The organism is Mesorhizobium sp. GbtcB19 (assembly GCF_019091085.1).
GTDB lineage: Bacteria > Pseudomonadota > Alphaproteobacteria > Rhizobiales > Rhizobiaceae > Mesorhizobium.
Genome location: NZ_JAGXJY010000035.1, coordinates 1 through 21,852, shown reverse-complemented (window position 1 = coordinate 21,852; position 21,852 = coordinate 1). Strand labels below are relative to the sequence as shown.

At 65.6% G+C, this 21,852-nt stretch carries 24 protein-coding genes; 14 read left to right on the top strand and 10 right to left on the bottom strand.

From position 1 onward, the window contains the following. Positions 1 to 143: 143 nt before the first annotated feature. From KVT37_RS30590 to KVT37_RS30570, 5 genes are all read left to right on the top strand, one after another. On the top strand, positions 144 to 920 hold the full coding sequence (locus tag KVT37_RS30590) for an SDR family NAD(P)-dependent oxidoreductase (protein ID WP_217578751.1): 777 nt from the start codon (positions 144 to 146) through the stop codon (positions 918 to 920). Positions 921 to 925: 5 nt separating this feature from the next. Beyond that, positions 926 to 1,591 (top strand): 5-oxoprolinase subunit PxpB, encoded by a 666-nt coding sequence (gene pxpB / locus KVT37_RS30585; protein WP_217578750.1) that lies wholly within the window; start codon positions 926 to 928, stop codon positions 1,589 to 1,591. Further along, on the top strand, positions 1,588 to 2,568 hold the full coding sequence (locus KVT37_RS30580) for a biotin-dependent carboxyltransferase family protein (RefSeq protein WP_217578749.1): 981 nt from the start codon (positions 1,588 to 1,590) through the stop codon (positions 2,566 to 2,568). The genes pxpB and KVT37_RS30580 overlap by 4 nt, the downstream gene beginning before the upstream one ends. A 64-nt stretch (positions 2,569 to 2,632) precedes the next feature. Next, the gene (locus KVT37_RS30575; protein WP_217578748.1) at positions 2,633 to 3,805 is read left to right on the top strand and encodes an epoxide hydrolase family protein; all 1,173 of its coding nucleotides are present in this window, start codon (positions 2,633 to 2,635) and stop codon (positions 3,803 to 3,805) included. Positions 3,806 to 3,867: 62 nt separating this feature from the next. Next, the gene (locus KVT37_RS30570; protein ID WP_217578747.1) at positions 3,868 to 4,902 is read left to right on the top strand and encodes an Ldh family oxidoreductase; all 1,035 of its coding nucleotides are present in this window, start codon (positions 3,868 to 3,870) and stop codon (positions 4,900 to 4,902) included. Between the two features lie 83 nt (positions 4,903 to 4,985). Here the strand turns inward: KVT37_RS30570 and KVT37_RS30565 are convergent, their stop codons facing one another. The 5 genes from KVT37_RS30565 to KVT37_RS30545 are packed head-to-tail and all read right to left on the bottom strand — an operon-like array spanning position 4,986 to position 9,197. Beyond that, complete coding sequence (locus KVT37_RS30565; protein ID WP_217578746.1) at positions 4,986 to 5,765, bottom strand: LamB/YcsF family protein; 780 nt, start codon at positions 5,763 to 5,765, stop codon at positions 4,986 to 4,988. Positions 5,766 to 5,791: 26 nt separating this feature from the next. Next, positions 5,792 to 6,187, bottom strand: a complete 396-nt coding sequence (locus KVT37_RS30560) for a biotin/lipoyl-containing protein (protein WP_217578745.1) — start codon at positions 6,185 to 6,187, stop codon at positions 5,792 to 5,794. Further along, positions 6,177 to 7,550, bottom strand: a complete 1,374-nt coding sequence (gene accC / locus KVT37_RS30555; protein ID WP_217578744.1) for an acetyl-CoA carboxylase biotin carboxylase subunit — start codon at positions 7,548 to 7,550, stop codon at positions 6,177 to 6,179. Before accC ends, KVT37_RS30560 begins: the two co-directional genes overlap by 11 nt. A 5-nt stretch (positions 7,551 to 7,555) precedes the next feature. Next, positions 7,556 to 7,990, bottom strand: a complete 435-nt coding sequence (locus tag KVT37_RS30550) for a biotin/lipoyl-containing protein (protein ID WP_217578743.1) — start codon at positions 7,988 to 7,990, stop codon at positions 7,556 to 7,558. Between the two features lie 4 nt (positions 7,991 to 7,994). Beyond that, entirely contained in the window at positions 7,995 to 9,197 is a 1,203-nt protein-coding gene (locus KVT37_RS30545) for a pyridoxal phosphate-dependent aminotransferase (RefSeq protein WP_217578742.1), read from the bottom strand. 198 nt (positions 9,198 to 9,395) lie between these two features. Here KVT37_RS30545 and KVT37_RS30540 point away from each other — a divergent pair, with 198 nt between their 5' ends. Both KVT37_RS30540 and KVT37_RS30535 read left to right on the top strand, forming a co-directional pair. Next, the gene (locus tag KVT37_RS30540; RefSeq protein WP_217578741.1) at positions 9,396 to 10,574 is read left to right on the top strand and encodes an FAD-binding oxidoreductase; all 1,179 of its coding nucleotides are present in this window, start codon (positions 9,396 to 9,398) and stop codon (positions 10,572 to 10,574) included. 119 nt (positions 10,575 to 10,693) lie between these two features. Next, entirely contained in the window at positions 10,694 to 11,347 is a 654-nt protein-coding gene (locus tag KVT37_RS30535) for a GntR family transcriptional regulator (RefSeq protein ID WP_217578740.1), read from the top strand. 24 nt (positions 11,348 to 11,371) lie between these two features. On the opposite strand, the gene KVT37_RS30530 is transcribed toward KVT37_RS30535, so the two are convergent. Genes KVT37_RS30530 through KVT37_RS30510 form a run of 5 tightly spaced genes read right to left on the bottom strand, consistent with a single transcriptional unit; the run spans position 11,372 to position 15,324 of the window. Then, positions 11,372 to 11,821, bottom strand: a complete 450-nt coding sequence (locus tag KVT37_RS30530) for a VOC family protein (protein WP_217578739.1) — start codon at positions 11,819 to 11,821, stop codon at positions 11,372 to 11,374. Positions 11,822 to 11,855: 34 nt separating this feature from the next. Continuing rightward, positions 11,856 to 12,635: an SDR family NAD(P)-dependent oxidoreductase gene (locus tag KVT37_RS30525; RefSeq protein WP_217578738.1), complete on the bottom strand. Its 780-nt coding sequence runs from the start codon at positions 12,633 to 12,635 to the stop codon at positions 11,856 to 11,858. Between the two features lie 54 nt (positions 12,636 to 12,689). Continuing rightward, positions 12,690 to 14,168 (bottom strand): aldehyde dehydrogenase, encoded by a 1,479-nt coding sequence (locus KVT37_RS30520; RefSeq protein ID WP_217578737.1) that lies wholly within the window; start codon positions 14,166 to 14,168, stop codon positions 12,690 to 12,692. A gap of 8 nt (positions 14,169 to 14,176) precedes the next feature. Beyond that, positions 14,177 to 14,764, bottom strand: a complete 588-nt coding sequence (locus KVT37_RS30515) for a thiamine pyrophosphate-dependent enzyme (protein WP_217578736.1) — start codon at positions 14,762 to 14,764, stop codon at positions 14,177 to 14,179. A gap of 5 nt (positions 14,765 to 14,769) precedes the next feature. Then, positions 14,770 to 15,324, bottom strand: coding sequence for a thiamine pyrophosphate-binding protein (locus tag KVT37_RS30510; protein ID WP_308642797.1), 555 nt, complete (start codon positions 15,322 to 15,324; stop codon positions 14,770 to 14,772). Between the two features lie 122 nt (positions 15,325 to 15,446). On the opposite strand from KVT37_RS30510, the gene KVT37_RS30505 reads away from it, so the two are divergent. From KVT37_RS30505 to KVT37_RS30475, 7 genes are all read left to right on the top strand, one after another. After that, the gene (locus KVT37_RS30505; protein ID WP_217578734.1) at positions 15,447 to 16,382 is read left to right on the top strand and encodes a LysR substrate-binding domain-containing protein; all 936 of its coding nucleotides are present in this window, start codon (positions 15,447 to 15,449) and stop codon (positions 16,380 to 16,382) included. 105 nt (positions 16,383 to 16,487) lie between these two features. Beyond that, positions 16,488 to 17,636 (top strand): acyl-CoA dehydrogenase family protein, encoded by a 1,149-nt coding sequence (locus tag KVT37_RS30500; RefSeq protein ID WP_217578733.1) that lies wholly within the window; start codon positions 16,488 to 16,490, stop codon positions 17,634 to 17,636. A gap of 11 nt (positions 17,637 to 17,647) precedes the next feature. Next, positions 17,648 to 18,388, top strand: coding sequence for an NAD(P)H-dependent oxidoreductase (locus KVT37_RS30495; RefSeq protein ID WP_217578732.1), 741 nt, complete (start codon positions 17,648 to 17,650; stop codon positions 18,386 to 18,388). Then, positions 18,381 to 19,523 (top strand): CaiB/BaiF CoA-transferase family protein, encoded by a 1,143-nt coding sequence (locus KVT37_RS30490; RefSeq protein ID WP_217578731.1) that lies wholly within the window; start codon positions 18,381 to 18,383, stop codon positions 19,521 to 19,523. The genes KVT37_RS30495 and KVT37_RS30490 overlap by 8 nt, the downstream gene beginning before the upstream one ends. Next, positions 19,520 to 20,359, top strand: coding sequence for a MaoC family dehydratase N-terminal domain-containing protein (locus tag KVT37_RS30485; protein WP_217578730.1), 840 nt, complete (start codon positions 19,520 to 19,522; stop codon positions 20,357 to 20,359). The genes KVT37_RS30490 and KVT37_RS30485 overlap by 4 nt, the downstream gene beginning before the upstream one ends. Then, positions 20,353 to 21,165, top strand: a complete 813-nt coding sequence (locus KVT37_RS30480) for a CoA ester lyase (protein WP_217578729.1) — start codon at positions 20,353 to 20,355, stop codon at positions 21,163 to 21,165. The genes KVT37_RS30485 and KVT37_RS30480 overlap by 7 nt, the downstream gene beginning before the upstream one ends. A gap of 12 nt (positions 21,166 to 21,177) precedes the next feature. Next, positions 21,178 to 21,852 (top strand): MmgE/PrpD family protein (locus tag KVT37_RS30475; protein ID WP_217578728.1); only part of this gene is annotated, 675 nt, incomplete at its 3' end.

Genomic DNA, 21,852 nt, shown 5'->3' with positions numbered 1-21,852 from the left:
CGGCCTGTAGCAACCCTCGAAAAACGCTGATTGAGCCAGCAAACGGCCAAAAGGCGGCCGCTGGCGTTCCTCAACCGTCTTGCAACAGGATGCGAGTTGACGATAGATTGGATAACATATCCACAAAATTGGAAGGGTTCGTCGTGAAGCATGCAGGGAAAGTCGTGATCGTCACCGGCGCTGCGCAGGGACTGGGCCTGGCCAGCGCGGAACGGTTCCATGCCGACGGCGCCAGTGTCGTGCTTGTGGACCTGAAGGCCGAGCGCGTGCGCGAGCATGCCGAGCGCCTCGGCGACCGTGCCGTCTGGCTCGAGGCAGATCTTTCCGCATGCACGGCGGACATGGCAGCCCGCGTCGTTGCCAAGGCCGCCGAGGCTTTCGGTGGCGTGGACGTCCTGGTCAACAATGCCGGCGTCATTCACCTCGACGATTTCGTCGATTTCCCCGAGGAGGCCTTCGACTGGGTCCAGCGCGTCAATCTCAAGGCGCCGTTCCTGCTCGGCCAGGCGGCGGCACGCGCCATGATCCGGCAGGGGCGGGGCGGCTCGATCATCAACATGTCGTCGATCAACGCCATCCTGGCCATTCCGAACTCCGTCGCCTACGCGGTGTCGAAGGGCGGCATAAAGCAGCTGACGGCGGTGATGGCGGTCGGGCTCATCCCGCACAACATCCGGGTCAATGCCATCGGGCCGGGCACCATCCTGACCGACATGGTCAAAAGCTCGGTCATGGCCAGCGAGACGCAGCGCCAGACCATTCTGTCGCGCACGCCGAGCGGGCGCTGCGGCGAACCATCGGAGATCGCCAGCGTCGCCTCCTTCCTCGCCAGCGACGACGCCTCCTATATCGTCGGCCAGACCATCTATCCCGACGGCGGCCGGCTGCTCCTGGACTACACGGTGGCGGTGAAGGATTGAGCACGATGGCCGTCGCGCGATCGCCACGCATCAGCGTTGCCGGATCAGGCGCGCTGCTTCTCGACGGCGCTGAGGTAAGCTTCGACGATGCCACCCAGGAACTGGTCTGGGCTGTGGCTGACGCAGCACGGAAGCTGGACGGCGTGCGCGAGACCGTGCCCGGCATGAACAACCTGCTCGTCCTGTTCGACCCGCTGGCAACGGATGCCGCGCGCCTCCGCGAGCAGTTGAAATCGCTCTGGTCCGGCACCTACCCCCGCACGGTTGCCGGCGCGCTGCATACGATCGCCGTCGATTATGGCGGCGCGCGCGGCGAGGATCTCGCAGGCTGGGCCGCGCATTGCGGGTTGTCGCCGGAAGAAGTCGTCAGCCGCCACGCAGCCGCCACCTACACCGTCGCCGCCATCGGCGCCATGCCGGGCTTTCCTTATCTGTCCGGCCTCGACCCGCGGCTCGCCTGGGCGCGGCGCAGCAGCCCTCGCCTGAACGTGCCCGAGGGCGCCGTCATCATCGGCGGCATGCAGGCAGGCATCATGCCGATGACCGCGCCTTCGGGGTGGCACATCATCGGTCATACCGACGTCAGGCTCTTCGACGCGCAGGCCGATACCCCGGTGCTGCTCAGGCCTGGAGACAAGATCCGCTTCGAGATCGCTGGGATGGAAGCATGATCGAGATCCTCACCACCGGGCTTTTGAACACCGTGCAGGATCTCGGCCGCCCGGGCTATCTGGCGCAGGGGATCAGCCACGGCGGCGCCATGGACAGGCAGGCGCTGGCGATCGCCAACCTGTTGCTTGGCAATGAACCGTCGGCCGCCGGGCTGGAGATCGCGCTTTATCCCTTCCGGCTCAAGGCCCATGTCGACACGTCGCTCGCCATCACTGGAGCCGACTGTCCGATCAGCGTCGGCGGCCGGCGGTGTCCGCCCTGGTGGGCGACCGGCATCCGCGCGGGCGAGACGCTGATCCTCGAGGCGCCACGGGCGGGCGCGCGTTCCTACATCGCCTTCGCCGGCGGGCTCGATCTGCCGCCGGTCATGGGCTCGCGCGCGACGGATGTGAAGGGCGGCTTCGGCGGGCTTGGCGGGCGCGGTCTTTCCCGCGGCGACCGGCTTCGGCTCAACGCCACGGAATGCCAGCTGCCTCCTGGCGGCCGTGGCGTGGCGCTGGAAGAACGGCGCGCCAGCGGCAATGGCACCGCCTCCGCGATCGAACTCCGGGTGCTGCCGGCCGCGGAATTCGCCGCCTTCACGCCGCGGGCGCATGCGGCCTTCACCGGCGTCGAGTGGAGCATCACCAATGACGCCAACCGCATGGGCTATCGGCTGTCCGGCGAAGCGCTCTTGCTTGCCGCGCCGATGGAATTGCTCTCGCATGGCATCGTGCCGGGCACCGTCCAGGTGCCGCCGTCCGGCCAACCGATCATCCAGCTGGCCGACGCCAACACCTGCGGCGGCTACCCGAAGATCGCGACCGTGATCGAAGCCGATCTCTGGCGGCTGGCGCAGACCCCGGTCGGTGCGCGATTGCGTTTTGTAACGGTCCCGATCGAAACGGCGACCGAAGCGCTGCGCACCGCCCGGCAGCGGCTTGACGCGCTTGCCGCCGCGCGGAAGATCAGTGCCGGTCGCCTCCGACCAGGATAACGGGCCGCGACGACCACAGAGCCGCAACGATATCGACTGGTTCAACCCATATCGGCGAGCGAACATGTCAACGGATATCCGCCCTTTCACGATCCAGATTGCGCAGGCTGAAATCGACGACCTGAAGCGGCGCATCTCAAGCTGGCGCGAGCCGGACCAGTTGCAGGGCATTGGCTGGGCCCAGGGCACCGAACGTGAGGAGCTGCGGCGATTTGTGGAACGCTGGCGCAAGGGCTTCGACTGGCGCAGGCAGGAGGACGCCTGGAACAGTCTTCCGCACTACGAGACCGATATCGACGGCCACACCATCCATTTCATCCATGCGCGCGCCCACGTCGAAACGGCAAGGACGGTCATCCTCACCCATGGCTGGCCGGGAAGTTTCCTCGAATTCATCAGGCTCCTTCCGATGCTGACCGATCCGGTGTCGCATGGCGGGTCGGAAGCGGACGCCTTCAATGTGGTGATCCCGTCGCTGCCCGGATACGGCTTTTCAAGCCGGCCGACCAAGCCCGGCCTCAACCTCTACGCCATCGCCGATCTATGGGCCGAGTTGATGAACCGCCTCGGATACGAGCGTTACATGGCGCAGGGCGGCGACCTTGGCGCGGGTGTCTCGACATGCCTCGCATATGCCCATTCCGGCAGCCTTGCCGGCGTGCATCTGAATTACATCCCGGGCTCCTATTCCCCACCGCATGATGCAGGCCCCGATGGGGACCTCACCCTTGAAGAACGCGCCTTTCTGGAAAAGAAGGCCCGATGGGCGGACCTCCACGGCGCCTACGCGCACATGCAGGGAACCCGGCCGCAGACTCTCGCCTACGGGCTGACCGATTCGCCTGTCGGGCTTGCGGCCTGGATGATCGAGAAATTCCGCGACTGGAGCGATTGCGACGGCGATCTGGCCAACGCGGCATTTTCGCCGGACGACATCCTCGCCGACATCTCGCTCTACTGGTTCACGCGGACCGTCGCTTCGTCGATGCGGCTTTATTGGGAAACGCGCGCGCGGCCCCTGGCCTTTCCGCCCGCTTCCGAAATCGCCGTTCCGCTTGCCGTGGCGCTGTTTCCGAAGGAACTGCCCATGCCGCCGAGGAGCTGGGTCGAACGCGTCTTTCGCAATCTGCGCCGATGGACGCCGATGCCGCGCGGCGGTCATTTCGCCGCGCTTGAGCAGCCCGAGCTGCTCGCGCAGGATATAAGGGCCTTCGCCCGCGATCTGGAATTTTCCTAGGGAATGGAGCATGGCGATGTTGAAAGCCGCCCATTTAAGGGCCGGCCATTTGAAGGAATGACATGAGCGAGACCGTTGCCCTTACCGTCGCCAACCTGCATGAGCGCGTCGAAGCGATCTTCCGAAAGGCCGGGCTGAATTCTGTCCAGGCCGGCGCCATCACACGCGTCATCGTCGCGGCGGAACGCGATAACTGCAAGTCGCATGGCATCTACCGGATCGAAGGCGCCCTGCGGACCATCAAGGCCGCGAAGGTGGCGCCGGATGCGGTGCCTGAATTGCTGGCGCAGGATGCCGCGGCAATCGTCAGGGTGGATGCGAAAGGCGGCTTCGCCAATCCTGCTTTCGAACTGGGCCTGCCCGCGCTGGCCGAACGGGCACGCTCGAGCGGCATAGCGGCGCTCGCCATCAACAACGCGGTCCATTTTTCGGCGCTTTGGGTGGAAGTCGAGGCTTTGGCCGGCGAAGGCCTCGCCGGTCTTGCCATGTGCCCGAGCTATGCGACGGTCGCGCCGACCGGCGGCAACAGCCCCTTGCTCGGCACCAACCCGTTTGCCTTTGGCTGGCCGCGCCGGGAACAGCCGCCCTATGTCTTCGACTCCGCGACCTCGGTCCCGGCGCGGGGCGAAATCGAGCTGCATCGACGCGCCGGCAAGCAATTGCCGGAAGGCTGGGCGATCGATTCGGACGGCCGGCCGACGACCGACCCAGTAGCAGCGCTTGCCGGCGCCATGCTCTCCTTCGGCGGAGACAAGGGCTCGGCCATCGGCACCATGATCGAACTGCTGGCCGGCGCCATGATCGGCGACTTGACGAGTCCCGAGGCTCTCGACCTGCTCGGCACGACCACGCTTTTTCCCAGGCATGGCGAGCTGGTCATCGCACTTTCACCAGGGGCCTTTGCTGCTGGCCGCCCCGGAAGTCCATTCTCGCGCGCCGAAACGCTGTTCGAGGCGACCGTCGGCCAGGGCGCGCGCCTGCCGTCGCAAAGGCGGTTTTCCGCCCGCGCGAAATCGGAACGCGACGGCATTTCGCTCTCGCGCCAGGAAGTGGCGCAACTCGATCGCTTCCTCGAACAGGGGCTCGGCGCGGTCTGAACTGACCATCCGGCCGAGCGTCGCCTGGGCGATGATTCAAAAAAGATGCGACCGCGCCGCGCAACCGCATCGTCACGTAGCGTTCAGGCGACTGACGCAAACGCCTTCACGGTGATGCCGCCCTGTTCGAGCCGGGCCCGCACGCGGGCGGCTATGGCGACCGCAGCCGGCGTGTCGCTATGGACGCAGATGGAATCGATCGGCGTCTCAATCAGCCGTCCCGAAATCGTCTCGATGGCGCCTTGCCTGACCATCCGTAAGACGCGCTCCGCGGCCTTCTCGACATCGTGGATGACGGCGCCCTCCAGCTTGCGCGAGACAAGGAACCCCCCTTCCGTATAGGCGCGATCGGCGAAGATCTCCGACTTGACCGTCAGGCCCGCATCGCGCGCGATCCTGTCCTGGAAGCCGAGCGCGATCGCCAGGCAGATCAGGCTGGGATCGACCGCCTTCACCGCGCGCGTCACCGCTTCGGCGACACCGCGATCGGTCTGGGTCAGGTTACCCAGCGCGCCATGCGCCTTCACATAACGGATCGGGTGCCCTGCATAAGCGGAGAGCGCCTGCGCTGCGCCGATCTGGTAGGCGACGAGCCTTTCGATCTCGTCCGCCGAATGCGGAATGGTGCGCCGCCCGAACCCCCACAGATCGGCGAAGCTCGGATGCGCGCCGACGGCGACACCTTTCGCCCGCGCCATCGAAAAGGTGGCCGCCATGATCTCCGGATCGCCGGCGTGAAAGCCGCAGGCGACATTGGCCGAGCTCACGACATCGAGGATCGCCGCGTCGTCGCCCAGCCTGTAGGCGCCAAAGCCTTCGCCCATGTCCGAATTGATATCGACTTCCAGTCCGCTGCCCGTCATGGCGACTTCCTCAGAATTCTCAAAACTCACAGCAGTTCGTAGAGCGGCGTGCCGTAGCCAACGACCGCGCCGTCCTCGGCCAGGGCAGCGCCGAGCGTGCCGTCCGCCGGCGCGACGATGGCCTTCAGGCATGGGCCGACCTGCAAGACACCGACCGTCTCGTCCTTTCGGACCGGCTGGCCGGGCTCGACGACCGGATGGCCGGTTGTCGGATGAGCGAGACGGAACACACCCACCCCCGGCGCGCGCACGCTTTTCATTGCCACGTCAGTCCTTGGTGCTTCGGCGGCCGGCAGGCGTGCTTCGACGACGTCAGACTGAAGGCGCAGGCAAAGCGAAAAGCCGGCTTCCTCCAGCTCGATCTCCGCGATGCCTGCGGCCACGCACCAGGCGGCCAGCCTTTCGATCTCGTCAGCCGTCATTGCCGCCTCGTCCGTCGAGCAGGCCGCCCTCGATCAGGCGCTCGAGATGATGAATGTCGAAGCCGCCGGCGGCGAAGCCGGGCTCCTCCATCAGGATGCCGTGCAGGGGCGCATTGGTGGCGATGCCGGCCGCTTCCATCTCGGCCAGCGCCCCGCTCATGCGCCGGATGGCCTCGCTGCGCGTCGCGCCGTGGGCAAGCAGCTTGGCGACGAGGGAGTCGTAATGCGGCGGAACGGTGTAGCCGGAATAGAGATGCGACTCGACGCGGATCCCCGGGCCGCCCGGCGGTGTCCAGCGCTCGACCTTTCCGGGATGCGGCCGAAAGCTATAGGGGTCCTCGGCGTTGATGCGGCATTCGACGGCGTGCCCCTCGATGCGGATATCCTGCTGCCTGAACGACAGATGCTCGCCCCGGGCGATCCGGATCTGCTCGCGCACGATGTCGATCCCTGTGACCAGTTCGGTGACGGGATGCTCGACCTGCACGCGGGTGTTCATCTCGATGAAATAGAAGCGCCCGTCTTCGTAGAGGAACTCGAACGTGCCAGCGCCCGTATAGCCGATCGCCAGGCATGCGCTGGCGCAGAGATCGCCGATCCTGGCTATGGCTTCGCGGGAAATACCCGGTGCCGGCGCTTCCTCAATGATCTTCTGGTGGCGGCGCTGCATGGAGCAATCCCGCTCTCCCAGCCAGACGGCCGCGCCGTGCCGGTCCGCCAGGATCTGGATCTCGACATGGCGCGGATGCTCGAGGAATTTTTCCAGATAGACCTGCGGATTGCCGAACGCCCGCCCCGCTTCCTCCCGGGCCAGTGCCAGGGCTTCCAGCAATGCGCTTTCCTGGCGCACGATGCGCATGCCGCGCCCGCCGCCGCCGCCTGCCGCCTTGACGATAACGGGGTAGCCGACGGTCTCAGCGATGGCGCGCACCGCCTGTTCGTCCTGCGGCAGCGCACCGTCCGAGCCAGGCACGCAGGGCACGCCGGCAGCCGCCATCGCCCGCTTTGCCGCGACCTTGTCGCCCATGGTGCGGATGGCGGCGGCGGAGGGTCCGATGAAGACAAGGCCGGCATTTTCCACTGCCTCGGCGAAGGCCGCGTTCTCGGACAGGAAGCCGTAGCCGGGATGGATCGCGCCCGCGCCGGTAAGCTGCGCGGCGGTGATAATCTCAGCGATGTTGAGATAGCTGTCGGCCGCCGCCGCCGGCCCGATGCAGATCGCCTTGTCGGCGAGCGCGACATGGCGAAGGCTCGCATCGGCTTCCGAATAAGCCGCCACCGTCTTCAAGCCGAGGTCGCGGCAGGCGCGCAGGACGCGCAGCGCGATCTCACCCCGGTTGGCGATCAGCACCGTGTCGAACATCGCGCTCAGCCCGCCTCTTCCAGCACGAACAGCACGTCGCCGGCCTGCACGGCGGCATGGTCTTCGAAGGCGATCTCGACGATCTTTCCGGCGCGATCAGCCTCCACGACGTTGAATGTCTTCATCGCCTCGAGGACGCCGATCTTCTGTCCCTCTTCGACCACGTCACCCACTAAGACGAGCGGCGGTTCGCCCTCGCCGGCGGAGCGGTAGAAGATGCCCGTGAGCGGCGCGCGGATCGAATGGCGCGGAACAGTCGCAACGGTCGCGCCCAAACTCGAAGGGGCACCCGCGCCGGAAACCGATGCCGGTTTTTGCGGCGCGGTTGGCGACGCCTGCCTGGCGATGCGGACACACAATCCGTCGCGTTCGAGCTGCAGCTCGCCTATGGCGGAGCGCGAAACACGCTGGATTAGCTCGTTGACGAAATTCAGGTCCATCGCTTCACCGCAGCGCCTGGACCGCCTCGGCGATGCGCCCGATCGCTTTCTCGATCAGGTCCATTGACGTGGCTATGGAGATGCGAAAATGCGGCGACAGGCCGTAGGCGGAACCCTGCACGACGGCGACACGCGCCTTGTCGAGCAGGTAAAGCGAAAGCTCGTCGTCGCTGCCGATAACGGCGCCGTCCGGGCGGCGACGGCCGATCAACGCCGAGCAGTTCGGGTAGAGATAGAAAGCGCCCTCGGGCGTGCGGCAAGTAAGGCCGGGCACCTCCTGCAATAGCTGCAGCGCGCGATCGCGCCTCGCCTGGAATTCGAGCGCGCGTGGACCCAGGAAATCCTGCGGCCCCTCCAGCGCCGCCACGGTCGCGGCCTGCGAGATGGATGAAGGGTTCGACGTGCTCTGGCTCTGCACGACCGCCATGGCCCTGATCAGCGGTTCCGGCCCGCCGGCATAGCCGATCCGCCAGCCTGTCATGGCATAGGCCTTCGACACACCGTTGACGGTCAGCGTGCGTCCCTTCAGCCGCGGCTCGACCGCGGCGATCGTATGGAAAGAACGCCCGTCGAACAGGATGTGCTCGTAGATGTCGTCGGTCAGCACATGGACCTGCGGGTGCTCCAGCAGCACCGCGGCCAATGCGGTAAGCTCGTCACGGCTGTAGACGGCGCCGGCGGGGTTGGACGGGGTGTTGAGCAGCAGCCATTTGGTGCGTTCGGTGATCGCGTCGCGCAGAGCCTGCGGCTTCAGCTTGAAGCCTTCCGCCTCGCCACAGGGCACCACGACGGGCCTGCCTTCGCCCAAAAGCACGATGTCGGTGTAGGAAACCCAATAGGGCGCCGGAACGACCACCTCGTCGCCCGGGGCAAGCGTTGCCAGCAAGGCGTTGTAGATGATCTGCTTGGCGCCGCCGGCGACGCTAATTTCCGAAGGCTTGTAGTCGAGGCCGTTCTCGCGGCTGAACTTGCCGGCCACCGCTTTCTTCAGCGCCGCGGTTCCGTCGACCGCCGTGTAGCGCGTCTCTCCCTTCCGCATCGCCTCGTAAGCCGCCTCGACGATATGCGGTGGCGTCGGGAAATCCGGCTCGCCGGCGCTCAGGCTTATGACGTCGATGCCGGCCCCGCGCATTTCGATCGCCCGAGCGGTAACCGCCATGCTGGGACTTGGCTTTATGACGTCGAGACGGGGAGCGATGAAGCCCACGGAACGATCCTCGCATGCTGCGTGACGGCGTCAGCAAGATGACGCTTTTCAAATTGGATAATGTATTCTCTTTTTTGCGTCAAACCTCTTTTTCTTCGCGGAAGCGCAGGTTATAGCTAGGTGCAGGGCAGAGTTTGCGGTGAAGAATATCCAATCTTCGCCGCAAGAGATGGAATCGGGACAAGGAACGCGGACAGGATGGGTGCAAGATACGATGTGGTGATCGTCGGCGGAGGCGTCGTCGGAAGCTCGATCGCCTATTTTCTGTCCGCCAATCCCGATTTCGGCGGCAGCATCGCCGTTATCGAGCGCGATCCCTACTACACGGCCTCATCGTCCTCGCTCTCGACCAGCGCCATCCGCCAGCAATTCGGCACGCCGCCCAACATCGCCATGTCGAAGTTCAGCCTCGGCTTCCTGCGCGATGCGGGCGAACGGCTGGCGATCGGCGACGAATTGGCGGACATCGGATTGCATGAGCCCGGCTACCTGGTTCTGGCGACGCCGGAACGCGCCGAGGCGCAGCGCGCCAAGAACCGCGTCCAGCGCGACATGGGCGTCGACATAGAGTTGATCGAGCGGGTAGATCTTGCCCGGCGCTTCCCGTGGCTCAACACGGAGGACCTTGCTCTCGGCTCCTTCGGCCGCGGGTGCGAAGGCTGGTTCGACGGCCCGGGACTGATGCAGGCATTCCGCCGCAAAGCGCGCTCGCAAGGCGTCAGCTACATCCCCGCGACCGTGACCGGACTGACCATGGCATCGCGCAACCGGATCGGCGAGGTGGTGCTGGACAATGGCGAACGGCTGTCCGCCGGCACCATCATCAACGCCGCCGGACCGTGGAGCGCAGGCATCGCCCGGATGACCGGCGCCGACCTCCCGGTCGTGCCCAGCAAGCGATGCGTTTTCGTCTTCGAGAGCCCGGCGCGGGTCGAGAATTGTCCTTTTGTCTTCGACACCAGCGGCGTCTGGCTGCGGCCGGAGGGCCAGCTCTTCCTGTGCGGCATTCCACCCGTGCGCGAGAACGATCCGGACGATTTCGGTCTCGAGGTCGATTACGACCTCTTCGACGAGCTGATATGGCCGGCGCTTGCGTATCGCGTGCCCGGCTTCGAACAATTGCGCATGCTTCGCGCCTGGGCCGGGCTCTATGAGTACAACACCTTCGACCACAGCGGCATCATCGGACGCCACCCGGAGGTTTCGAATTTCGTGCTGGCCACCGGCTTCAGCGGCCACGGCATGATGCATGCGGCGGCGACCGGCTCGGGCGTAAGCGACCTCGTTGCCTATGGCGAGTACCGCTCGATCGACCTCTCGGCCTTCCGCTACGAGCGCATCGCCGGCAACCAGCCGATCGAGGAACATGTCTACTGAAGCGCGAGAAGCGGGCATGCCATCGGAGTGACAACAACCGGCGAGCGGTGCTATGCGTCCGTTTCTGCAATCAAAATGGCGCCGCGGCCAAGAATGAGCGGCATCTCCTAGGCTGATCCATGCTCGTACAGAAGAAAACCATATCGGCCCAGGTCGCCGACGCCATCCGGCAGAAGATCCTGGTCGGCGAATACGAGGCCAATGCCCAGCTGCGCCAGGAGCATCTGGCGACCGAGTTCGGCGTCAGCAGGATTCCCGTGCGCGAGGCATTGCACCAGCTTCACTCGGAAGGCTTCGTCACGCTCGTCTCGCACAAGGGCGCCGTCGTCTCCTCGATCTCGCTCGACGAGATCCTCGAGCTTTATGAATTGCGCGCCCGCATCGAGACGTGGCTGCTCGCGCTTGCCATCCCAAGAATGACCGATGATGACCTCGCGCTTGCTCGGGAAAGGGCAAAGCAGCATCAGGAACAGGGCAAGACCGGCGAGTATTCCAACCAGCTCAACTGGAATTTTCACGCTGCGCTCTACGCGCCGTCAGGCCGCAAGGCGACCATCGAACTGGTCGGACGCATCTACCAGCAGCTGGAGCGTTACACCCGCATGATGGTGTCGCTCACCGAGATCCAGGTGAAGTCCGATCGCGATCACTGGCAGCTTATCGAGCTGTGCGAGGCCAAGGATACGCTGCGCGCCGTCAGCCTTCTGGAAATGCATATCATCACCAGCGGCAGGTTCCTGGTCGACAGGCTCCAGGAACTGCGCGGCGACTGACGCGTCCGCCGCATCGCGCCGCCGCTATTTGCCCGGCAAATTCGTCGCCCGGGTCAACAGGATCACTCCCGCCTCGTCGGCCGTGTCGTAATAGGTGAAGCCGGTGCGGTTTTGCCGGCGCCCGCGCATCAGCACGGCAAGGCCGTCACCCTCGGCCCGGGTTTCGGCGGCGTCCGCGTCACGGACTTCGAAACCGATATGGAAGACGCCCTCGCCCTTGGTGTCCAGATGGATACGCTGCGGCGTAGGATCATGGCTCGGCTGGCAGAGCTGCAGCTGGACATTCGGCAAATTGCAGATCCGGTACTGCATCGCCATGAAGCCTTTGGGGCTCGGCACTTGCAGCTCCTCATACTCCGCCAGCGGCGGATAGGATTCCCAGGGGCCGATCCCGATGGAGTCGTAATAGGCCTGCGCCTTGTCGATATCATGCACGACGATGCAGATGTGATGCAGCTTGTCGAAATTGCCCATTACCGTCTCACTCCATTTCCACTTCGCAATTTTCCTATTCCTTGACCGGGACGGTGTAGTTGAGCACGCGGCGCCCGCCGTCGGGGTAGATGGTCTCGCCGGTGATGTAGGACGCATCGTCGCTGGCGAGGAACGCCACGACCGAGGCGATCTCCGCCGCGGTGCCCAGCCGGCCGAGCGGCGTGCGCGAAAGGATCGCCCGTCGCATCTCCTCGGAATCGATGAAGTTGCCGTCCATCACCATCTCGGTGGCGATGGTGCCCGGGCCGACCCCGACAACGCGGATGCCGTAGGGCGCAAAGGCGACGGCGGCGGTGCCGGTGACCTGGTTCATGCCGCCCTTGGAAATGGCGTAGGTCGCGACGCGCGGATTGGCGAGGCCGGAATTGATCGAGGACATGTTGATGATCACGCCGCCCTGCCCCTGCGCGATCATCTGGCGAGCCGCCGCCTGGGTGCCCATGAACGCCCCCTTCAGGTTGACACCAAGCACCCTGTCGTAATCGGCCTCGCTGATGTCGAGAAAATCCTGAACCGGGGCGATGCCTGCATTGTTGACCATGATGTCGACACGGCCGAACCTTGCCACCGCGGCCGCGACCAGCGCCTCGACCTGGTCCTTCTTGCTGACATCCGTGACGACGGCCAGGACCTTGTCCGGCGTGCCGATTTCGGCGGCGCATTTGTTCAGCTCCGCGGCATCGATATCGCCGATCACGACGCTCGCGCCCTCGGCCAGGAAGCGCTCGGCGCACGCGCGCCCGATGCCCCGTGCCGCACCGGTGACCACCGCCACCTTGCCTGCCTGCCTCATGTCTTGTTCCTTCGTCATTCTGAAACGGCCCTCGCCTCGGAGCCCTTCGCTATCTTAGCGGATCACGAACGGGTTTGCGGTTTTGCCGATAGTGTCTATCCACACCGTCTTGGTCTGCAGATAGGCATCGATGGCCTCCTGCCCGCTCTCGCGGCCGATGCCGCTCCGCTTGTAGCCGCCAAACGGCGCCATATAGGAAACGGCGCGGTACGAATTGATCCAGACCGTGCCTGCCTCCATCGCGGCCGCGCCGCGCAGCGCCCGCCCCATGTCGCTCGTCCACAGCCCGGCTGCGAGCCCGTAGGGGCTGTCATTGGCGATGGCAAAAGCGTCTTCCTCGTCCTCGAAGGGAATGACCGACAGGATCGGCCCGAACACTTCCTCGCGCGCGATACGCATGGTGTTGCTCACACCGGTGAAGATGCTCGGCTCGACGAACCAGCCCTGCGCCAGGTTGCTCGATTGCGGCTTACCACCGCCAAGGACGCACAAAGCGCCTTCACGACGCGCTATGCCCAGATAGGAAAGCACCTTCTCGCGCTGAGCCTGCGTCGTGATCGGCCCGACTTGCGTCTCCGGCAGGGCCGGATTGCCTATGCGCGCGCTGGCCGCCAGCGTGATCACATCCTCCACGAAGCGGTCGTGGATCTTGCGCTGCACCAGCAGCCGCGAACCGGCGATGCAGGTCTGGCCGCTGGCGGGCTGAATACCTGAGATAGCGCCATTGACCGCGCTGTCGAGATCGGCGTCCGCGAAGACGATGTTGGCCGACTTTCCGCCGAGCTCCAGCGTGACCGTCTTCAACCCCTCCGCCGCCGCGCGATAGACGGCCAGCCCGCCTGGCTCGCCGCCGGTGAAGGCGATCTTGGCGATATCGGGATGAGAGACGAGCGGCACGCCGACATCCAAGGGCATGCCGGTGACGGTGTTGACGACACCGGGAGGGAAGCCCGCGTGCTCGAATAGTTTGACGAATTCCAAGGTCGAAGCCGACGTATGCTCCGACGGCTTGATGACGACGGTGTTGCCCGCCGCCAGCAGCGGCGCGAGCTTCCAGGTGAGCAGCAGCAGCGGCGAGTTCCATGGCATGATCGCCGCGATGACGCCGAGCGGCTCATGGCGGGTGAAGGCGAACATGCCCGCCTTGTCGATCGGCAGCACCGCGCCTTCGATCTTGTCGGCAAGGCCGCCGAAATAGCGGAACCACTCGGGGATATAGCGCAGCTGCGCCGTCATCTCGGTGATCAGCTTGCCGTTGTCGCGGGTCTCGATCGCGGCGATGCTCTCGGCATTCTCGGCGATCAGGTCAGCCAGCCGCACCAGCAGCTTGCCGCGCGCGGTCGGCGTCATTCCGGCCCATTCCTTCGACCGGAACGCAGCCTTGGCAGTGGCTACGGCCGCGTCCACGTCGGCTTCGCCGCAGCGCGGGATCAGCGCCCAAGATTGGCCGGTGAAGGGATCGAAGCTCTCGAAAGTGTCGGCTGCCGGCTGCAACCGACCGCCGACCGTATTCTGGAAGCTGACCAGCGGCATGTTCGACCTCAACAGGTGGCAAAACCGAGATGGGCGCGAAAACGGTTCTTGACCGCCACGGCATCGCGCGGCGGCAGCGAGCGCGGCAGGTTCTCCGCCGCGATCTTCAGCACGAACAGGCGCGGGCCTTCGGCGGGCCGGCGCAGCCGTTCGCACAATTTCTCGACCTCCTCGAGCGACCGCAACTCCGCGACCTCCGAGAAGCCGCAGGCGGTGGCCACCTTGTCGAAACCGATACCCCTGCCGGTATGGCTCGACTGCATGCCGGTCTCGCCGAAATGCTGGTTGTCGAGAATGATCAGATCGAGGTTTGTCGGTCGCGCCACGGAAATCGTCGCCAGCGACCCGAACGCCATCAGCTGTTCGCCGTCTCCGGTGATGACCATCACCCGTTTCTCGGGCTGCGCCTGCGCGAGCCCAAGCCCGACCAACGCGGCGCCGCCCATGGCGCCCCAGAGGTAATAATTGTCGTCGCGATCGCCGGCGGCATGCACGTCGTAGCTCGGCGAGCCGAGCCCGGTCACGACCAGTGCCCCGTCCCTTGCATCGAGCAGCCTCTTCACCGCCTCGCGGCGATCCATTGTCGGCAGTGTCATGTTGTTCACCACTTCTTCTTGCCCAGCAGCCGCTGGCCGATCAGCACCGCGATCTGCTGATCGGCGTCAAATGCCATCGAGGCCGCCTGCGCCACGGTCTCGACGAGATCGGGGCCGGTTTCGGCGCGAAGCACCCGCAGACCGATCGCCTTCAGCGAGGCCTCCGTCGCCTGCCCCATCGGCACCTGCCAGGGATTGAACTCCGCCCATTCGCCGCGCATCGTCACCAGGATCAGCAGGGGAAAGCGCGCCTGCACCGGAAGCGACAGCATATTGATGCAGTTGCCGACACCGGACGACTGCATGAGCACGACGCTGCGCTTGCCGCCGAGCCAGGAGCCGGCCGCGATCGCGATGCCCTCTTCCTCGGTCGTCAGCACATTGGTGACGACCTCGGGATCGGCGCTGAAGCGACGGATCAGCGTGGTGTGGCCGGCGTCGGGCACATAGGACATCTGGCTGATGCCGGCGGCCTTGAGCACGTCATAGACCTGGTCCGGCCACTCAGTTCCGGGTGCCGCCGGAGGAACCGCCGAAACGGCGGTTTCCGGGTGTTTCACTTGTTGGCTGATCGCCGTCACCTTGGACTCCCGAGGCTTGTATCTGGCGGCAGAATACCCCGGCTATCCTATCCAATCTTCATCCCTTTCTTGTGATCAGATATAATGATATTCAATAGCTTATGGAGCTATCGCAGCTGCGCACCTTGATCCATGTCGCCGAACTCGGAAGCCTCAGCAAGGCCGCCGACAGGCTGCACATCGCGCAGCCGGCGCTCAGCCGCCAGGTGCGCATGCTGGAAGAGGAACTGGGCTTTGCCCTGTTCCTGCGCCACGGGCGCGGCATGGTGCTGTCCGAGCAGGGCAAGGAGGTGCTGGCCCACGCCGTGCGCGTCCTCGCCGAGATCGACGAGATTCGCGCCACCGCCACGCCGGCGGACGCGCCGCTTACCGGCGAAGTGGCCATCGGCCTGCCGCCCACGGTTGCCGACATCATCTCGCTGCCGCTGGCGGCGGCCTTCGGCGCTGCTCATCCGAAGGCGAAGCTAAGGCTGGTCAGCGCCTATACCGGCTATCTGCTGGACTGGCTGCACCGGGGCGAAATAGACGTCGCGGTGCTTTACGACCCGCGCATGGCCAGGTCGCTTCGCACCCGCCCGCTGCTCCTGGAAAACCTCTTCCTCATCGGCCCGCCCGGCGCCGGATTCTCGACCGTGCGCGCGGTGCCGTTCTCTTCGCTCGCCGGCAAGCGGCTGTTGCTTCCCAGCGTGAAGCATGGGTTGCGCATCCTGGTCGAGCGCTGTGCGGCCGAAACGGGCATCACGCTCGACGTCGGCATCGAGGCCGACACCTATTCCGTGCTGAAGGACCTCGTTCGCAACGGCCATGGTTGGACGACCCTGCCGCTCGCTCCTATCCATGCCGACGTCGCCGCCGGCCTGCTCACCGCCGCGCCGCTGATCGACCCCGTGCCCGTGCGCCGCCTTATCCTTGCCTATCCGGCCGACCGGCCGGCCTCGCGGCTGGCGCGGTTCGCGGGCCAGGCGATAGAAGATACCGCTCGGGATCTAGTCGAGCGTGCGGTGTGGGTCGGCCAGCTTCTCGGGCCTGCGCCATGAGGGTTTCAATTCCGGCATAGCTGATCACGCCGGCCTTTCATTGCCGCCAAGGCACGCCCGCGTGATAATGGACGCTGGAGCAAGACAAAAAGCCGGGCAACCCTCATGGAACATTATCAGGACATTCGCGAAGCTGTTGCCAAGCTCTGCGACCGCTTTCCCGGCGAGTATTGGCGCGCGCTCGACAGGGACATGACCTATCCGCGCGAATTCGTCGAAGCCCTGACCGAGGCCGGCTGGCTCTCGATCCTGATCCCCGAGGAATATGGCGGTTCAGGCCTGCCGCTGTCGGCGGCGGCCGCGGTGCTGGAGGAAATTCAGCGTGCCGGCTGCAATGGCGGCGCCTGCCATGCGCAGATGTATACGATGGGCACGCTACTTCGCCACGGCTCCGAGGCGCAGAAACTACGCTATCTGCCGAGGATCGCCACCGGCGAGCTGCGCCTGCAGGCTTTCGGTGTCACCGAACCGACCAGCGGCACCGATACCGGCGCGCTCAAGACCACGGCGCGGCTCGAAGGCGACCAATTCGTGGTCAAGGGCCAGAAGATCTGGACCAGCCGCGCTGAGCATTCCGACCTGATGCTGCTGCTCGCGCGCACCACGCCGCTCACCGACGGCATGAAGAAGACTGACGGGCTTTCCGTCCTGATCGTCGACATGGGCCAGGCGCTCGGCAATGGCCTCACCATCCGGCCGATCCGCACGATGATGAACCATGCCACGACCGAAGTCTTCTTCGACGATCTGCGCGTGCCCGCCGAAAATCTGATCGGCGAAGAGGGCAAGGGCTTCCGCTATATCCTTTCCGGCATGAATGCCGAGCGCATCCTGATTGCTTCGGAATGCGTCGGCGACGCCAAATGGTTCATCGAAAAGGCGGCCGGCTACGCCCGGGAGCGCCATGTCTTCGGCCGGGCGATCGGCCAGAACCAGGGCATCCAGTTTCCCATCGCCAGGGCCTACGCCAACATGCGCGCCGCGGAGCTGATGGTGCGTGAGGCGCTGACCCTCTACGAGGCCGGCAGGAATCCCGGCGCCGAGGCGAACATGGCCAAGATGCTGGCCGCCGATGCCTCGAACGAAGCCGCCAATGTCTGCATCCAGACACATGGCGGTTTCGGCTTCGCGGAGGAGTACGACGTGGAGCGCAAATTCCGCGAAACGCGGCTTTACCAGGTCGCCCCGATCTCCACCAACCTCATCCTCTCCTTCCTCTCCGAGCATGTGCTCGGGCTGCCGCGTTCTTATTAGGAGCTGACGCTGTGAACGTCCTCATCGTCTATGCGCATCCCGAGCCGAAATCCTTCAACGGCGCCATGAAGGATCTCGCCGTCGAGACGCTGGCCCAGGCGGGCCACGATGTGGTGGTCAGCGATCTTTACGCGATGGGCTTCAACCCTGTCGCCGGCTCGGGGGACATGACCGGCGACCGGAACGATCCGGAGTTCTTCAGCCTGCAGCGCGAGCAGACCGCCGCTTATGAGACGGGCCGGCTTGCGGCCGACATCAATGCCGAGATCGAAAAGCTGAAACGGGCGGACTTCGTCATCTTCCAGTTTCCCGTCTGGTGGTTCGGGATGCCGGCGATGCTCAAGGGCTGGGCCGACCGTGTCTTCGCCCGCGGCTTCGCCTATCTGCCGGGCCGCAAATACGACACCGGCATGTTCAAGGGCAAGCTCGCCATGGTCGCCGCCACCACCGGCACCTCGGCCGACACCTATGCCCCCGACGGCATCGACGGCGACGTCCTCACGGTCCTGTGGCCTGTCCACAACGGTCTTTTGCGCTATGCCGGCTTCGACGTGTTGCCACCCTTCGTCGCTTACATGCCCGGCCGTGTCGGCGATGATGGACGCAAGGCCTATCTGGAAGCCTACCGCAAGCGGCTCGGCGAAATCGACGACACGCCGCGCCTGTTCTTCCACCCGGCCGATGACTACGGCAAGAACGAGCGGCTCAAGCCCGGCGTGCTCGCCCGCTCGGGAGTGCAGCGCAATGTCTGATGGCGTCCGCCCGTTGGAGGGCCTGTTCGTCGTCTCGATCGAGCAGGCGGTCGCGGCGCCCTTGTGCACGGTGCGTCTCGCCGATGCCGGCGCGCGGGTCGTCAAGATCGAGCGTTCCGAGGGCGAGACCGCGCGCCATTACGATTCCACCGTCGAAGGCATGTCGGCCTATTTCGTCTGGCTGAACCGCGGCAAGGAGAGCGTCGCGCTCGACCTCAAGGCCGGGGAAGACCTCGCTCTGCTGCACCGCATGGTGGCGCGGGCGGACGTGCTCGTGCAGAACCTCGCGCCGGGCGCGATCGACAGGCTCGGCCTTTCCGCCGACGTGATTGCCGAGAAGTTTCCGCGGCTGATCGTCGTCAACATCGTCGGCTACGGGCAGGACACGCCTTACGCCGCGATGCGCGCCTACGACATGCTGGTGCAGGCGGAAAGCGGCATCTGCGCGGTGACGGGCACTCCGGAGACGGCTTGCAAGATCGGCGTCTCGGCGGCCGACATCGCCACCGGCATGAACGCGCACGCCGCTATCCTGGAAGCGCTTTTGGCGCGGGCGCGGACCGGCCGTGGCCGCCTGATCGAGATCGCGATGTTCGACGGCATGGCCGACTGGATGACGGTGCCGCTGCTGCATTATGAGCACGCCGGGCGCGAGACCGGGCGCTACGGCCTGGCGCATGCCTCGATCTATCCCTACCGGCCCTACGCCTGCCGCGACGGCGCGGTGGTGATCTCGATACAGCAGAACAGCGAGTGGAAGCGCTTCTGCAACCTTGTGCTGCGAAGGCAGGACCTGTTTGCCGACGAGCGCTTCGCCACCAATGCCTGGCGGGTGGCCAATCGCGCCGCGCTCGACGCCGAGATAGAGCCTGTCTTCGAGGCGATCGACTGCGCGGAGGCTATTCGCCGTCTCGGCGAGGCACAGATCGCCTGGGGGCGCGTCAGTGAAATGCGGGACCTTCCGCGTCACCAGGCCTTGCGCACGATGCAGGTGGCTCTTCCGGGCGGCCGGCAGATCGCCGTGCCCATGCCGGCCGGCCGGTCCGAAGGTTTTGGAAAGATTCCCGCGGTCCCCGCGCTTGGCGCCGACACGGATCGGGTTCGGTCCGAATTCGCCGAACGGAAAGCACCATGAGCCTGACTTCGTCCGCGACGCTGGAAAAATGGGTCGGACGGACCCGCGAAGTCGAGGACATCGTCACGCCGCGCCTGCTCGCCAGCTTCGAAGCCACACTTGGGTCTCACGTGATCAGGAACGACGAAGCCCCACCCGGCCTGCACTGGTGCCTGGCGCCGGACATCGCCGATTCCCGCGAGTTGGGAGCGGACGGGCACGCAGCCAAGGGTGGCTTTCTGCCGCCCGTGCCGCTTCCACGTCGCATGTGGGCCGGCAGCGACATCCGCTTCCTGGCGCCGATCCGCGGTGGCGACACGATCCGCCGCCGCTCGGTCCTGAGCGCCGTCGAAGAAAAGCAGGGGCGCACCGGTCCCCTCACATTCGTCACCGTCCGGCATGAGTTCGCCAACGCCGCCGGCCCCGTGGTCGAGGAGGACCAGATCATCGTCTATCGGGCGTCGGAGCCCAGCGCCGCTGTCCCCGAGCAGCCGCCTGGTTCGAGGACGGTCACGACGCATGAGCGGATCGTCGACGTCGACCCGGTGCTGCTTTTTCGCTACTCCGCCCTGACGTTCAACGGGCATCGCATCCACTATGACGCGCCCTATGCCACGGGTGTCGAGCACTATCCGGGGCTTGTCATCCACGGCCCGCTCCAGGCGACGCTGCTCATGAACTTCGCCGCCATCGTTGCCGGCCAGGCGCCGCGGCGTTTCTCCTTTCGCGGCGTGCGGCCGGCGATCGGCCCGCAGACCCTGCTTCTGAGCGGAACGGCCCGCGGCAAAAACGAGATGGAGATGGACGTGCGGGCGTCGGACGGCCACGTCACCGTGAAAGCGACGGCGCAATGGTGAGCCTGGCGATGCCGCTCGCACCGCTTTTCGTGCCGGGCTCGCGGCCTGAAAGGTTCGCGAAGGCCGACGCCAGCGGCGCGGACGCGATCATCCTCGACCTCGAGGATGCTGTCGGCCCTAACGACAAGGACAGCGCGCGGGAAGCGGTGGCTGCCCGCGCCGATGCGCTTGCATCTCCTGTCATCGTTCGCGTCAACGCCGCCGGCACGCCCTGGCATGCCGCGGATATCGATGCCCTGCGAAGCCTGGGCGCCGTCTCCGTCATGCTGCCCAAGGCGGAGCGCCCTGAAGACATCGCCAACATCGCCCGAAGCTTCGGCCGCGACGTCGCCGTGATTGCGCTGGTCGAAAGCGCGACCGGACTGGCGAATTTGACTGATATCCTCGCAACGCCGGCTGTCGTCGGCATTGCCTTCGGTTCGCTCGACTTCGCGCTCGATCTCGGTTGCGCCCACGATCGATTGGCGCTGCTTGGCGCGCGCACGGAGATCGTCTGGCGCTCGCGCGCGGCCAACCGCGCTGCCCCGCTCGACGGCATTACCGCCGACCTCAGCAGTCCTGAAATCACCGAAGATGATGCGCGCCACGCCGTGAAGATGGGGTTCGGCGGCAAGATGGCGATCCACCCCAAGCAGATCGAACCGATCGGCCGCACGTTTCGTCCCGGCGAGGATGAAGTAAGTTGGGCTCGCGCCATAGTCGAAGCTACCTTTTCGAGTGGGGCCGTCAGGGTGAATGGCGAGATGGTGGACCGGCCGGTGATCGAGCGGGCGAGGCAGATCCTGCGCCGAAGCGCCCCGGCCTGAGCAGGAGGCAAAATGGTCCCGAAACCAGCCGATTGGCCAACCGCCAGACTTTGCTCGTTCGTGGCGGAACTCGACTTCGAGCGCATCCCGCCGCGCGTCGTCCATTTCGCCAAGGGACTGATGATCGATTGGCTGGGCTCCGCTTTCGCCGGCAAGGGCGCTCGCCAAGTCGAGATCATCGAAGGCTTCGCCCGCGCGATGGGGCCGGTGGATGGCCTAAGCACCGTCATCCCGACGCGGCGCCGCACCAGCCCCTACTTCGCCGCGATGGTCAATGCGGCCGCTTCGCATGTCGTGGAGCAGGACGACGTCCACAACGGTTCCGTCTTCCACCCGGCGGCCGTGATCTTCCCGGCCGTTCTGGCTGTCGCGGAGGCGGAGCGGAAGAGCGGACGCGAAATGCTGACGGCCGCCATCGCGGGCTATGAAGCGGGCATCCGCGTCGGCGAGTTCCTTGGACGCTCGCATTACGAGATATTCCACACGACGGGCACGGCCGGCGCGGTGGCGGCGGCCGCGGCGGTCGGCAAGCTGATCGGGCTCGACGCCGCCCGGCTCAACCACGCGCTCGGCTCGGCCGGAACGCAGGCCGCCGGTCTCTGGGAATTCCTGCGCGATGCCGCCGATTCCAAGCAGCTCCATACCGCGCGCGCCGCCGCCAATGGCCTGGCCGCGGCCTATCTGGCG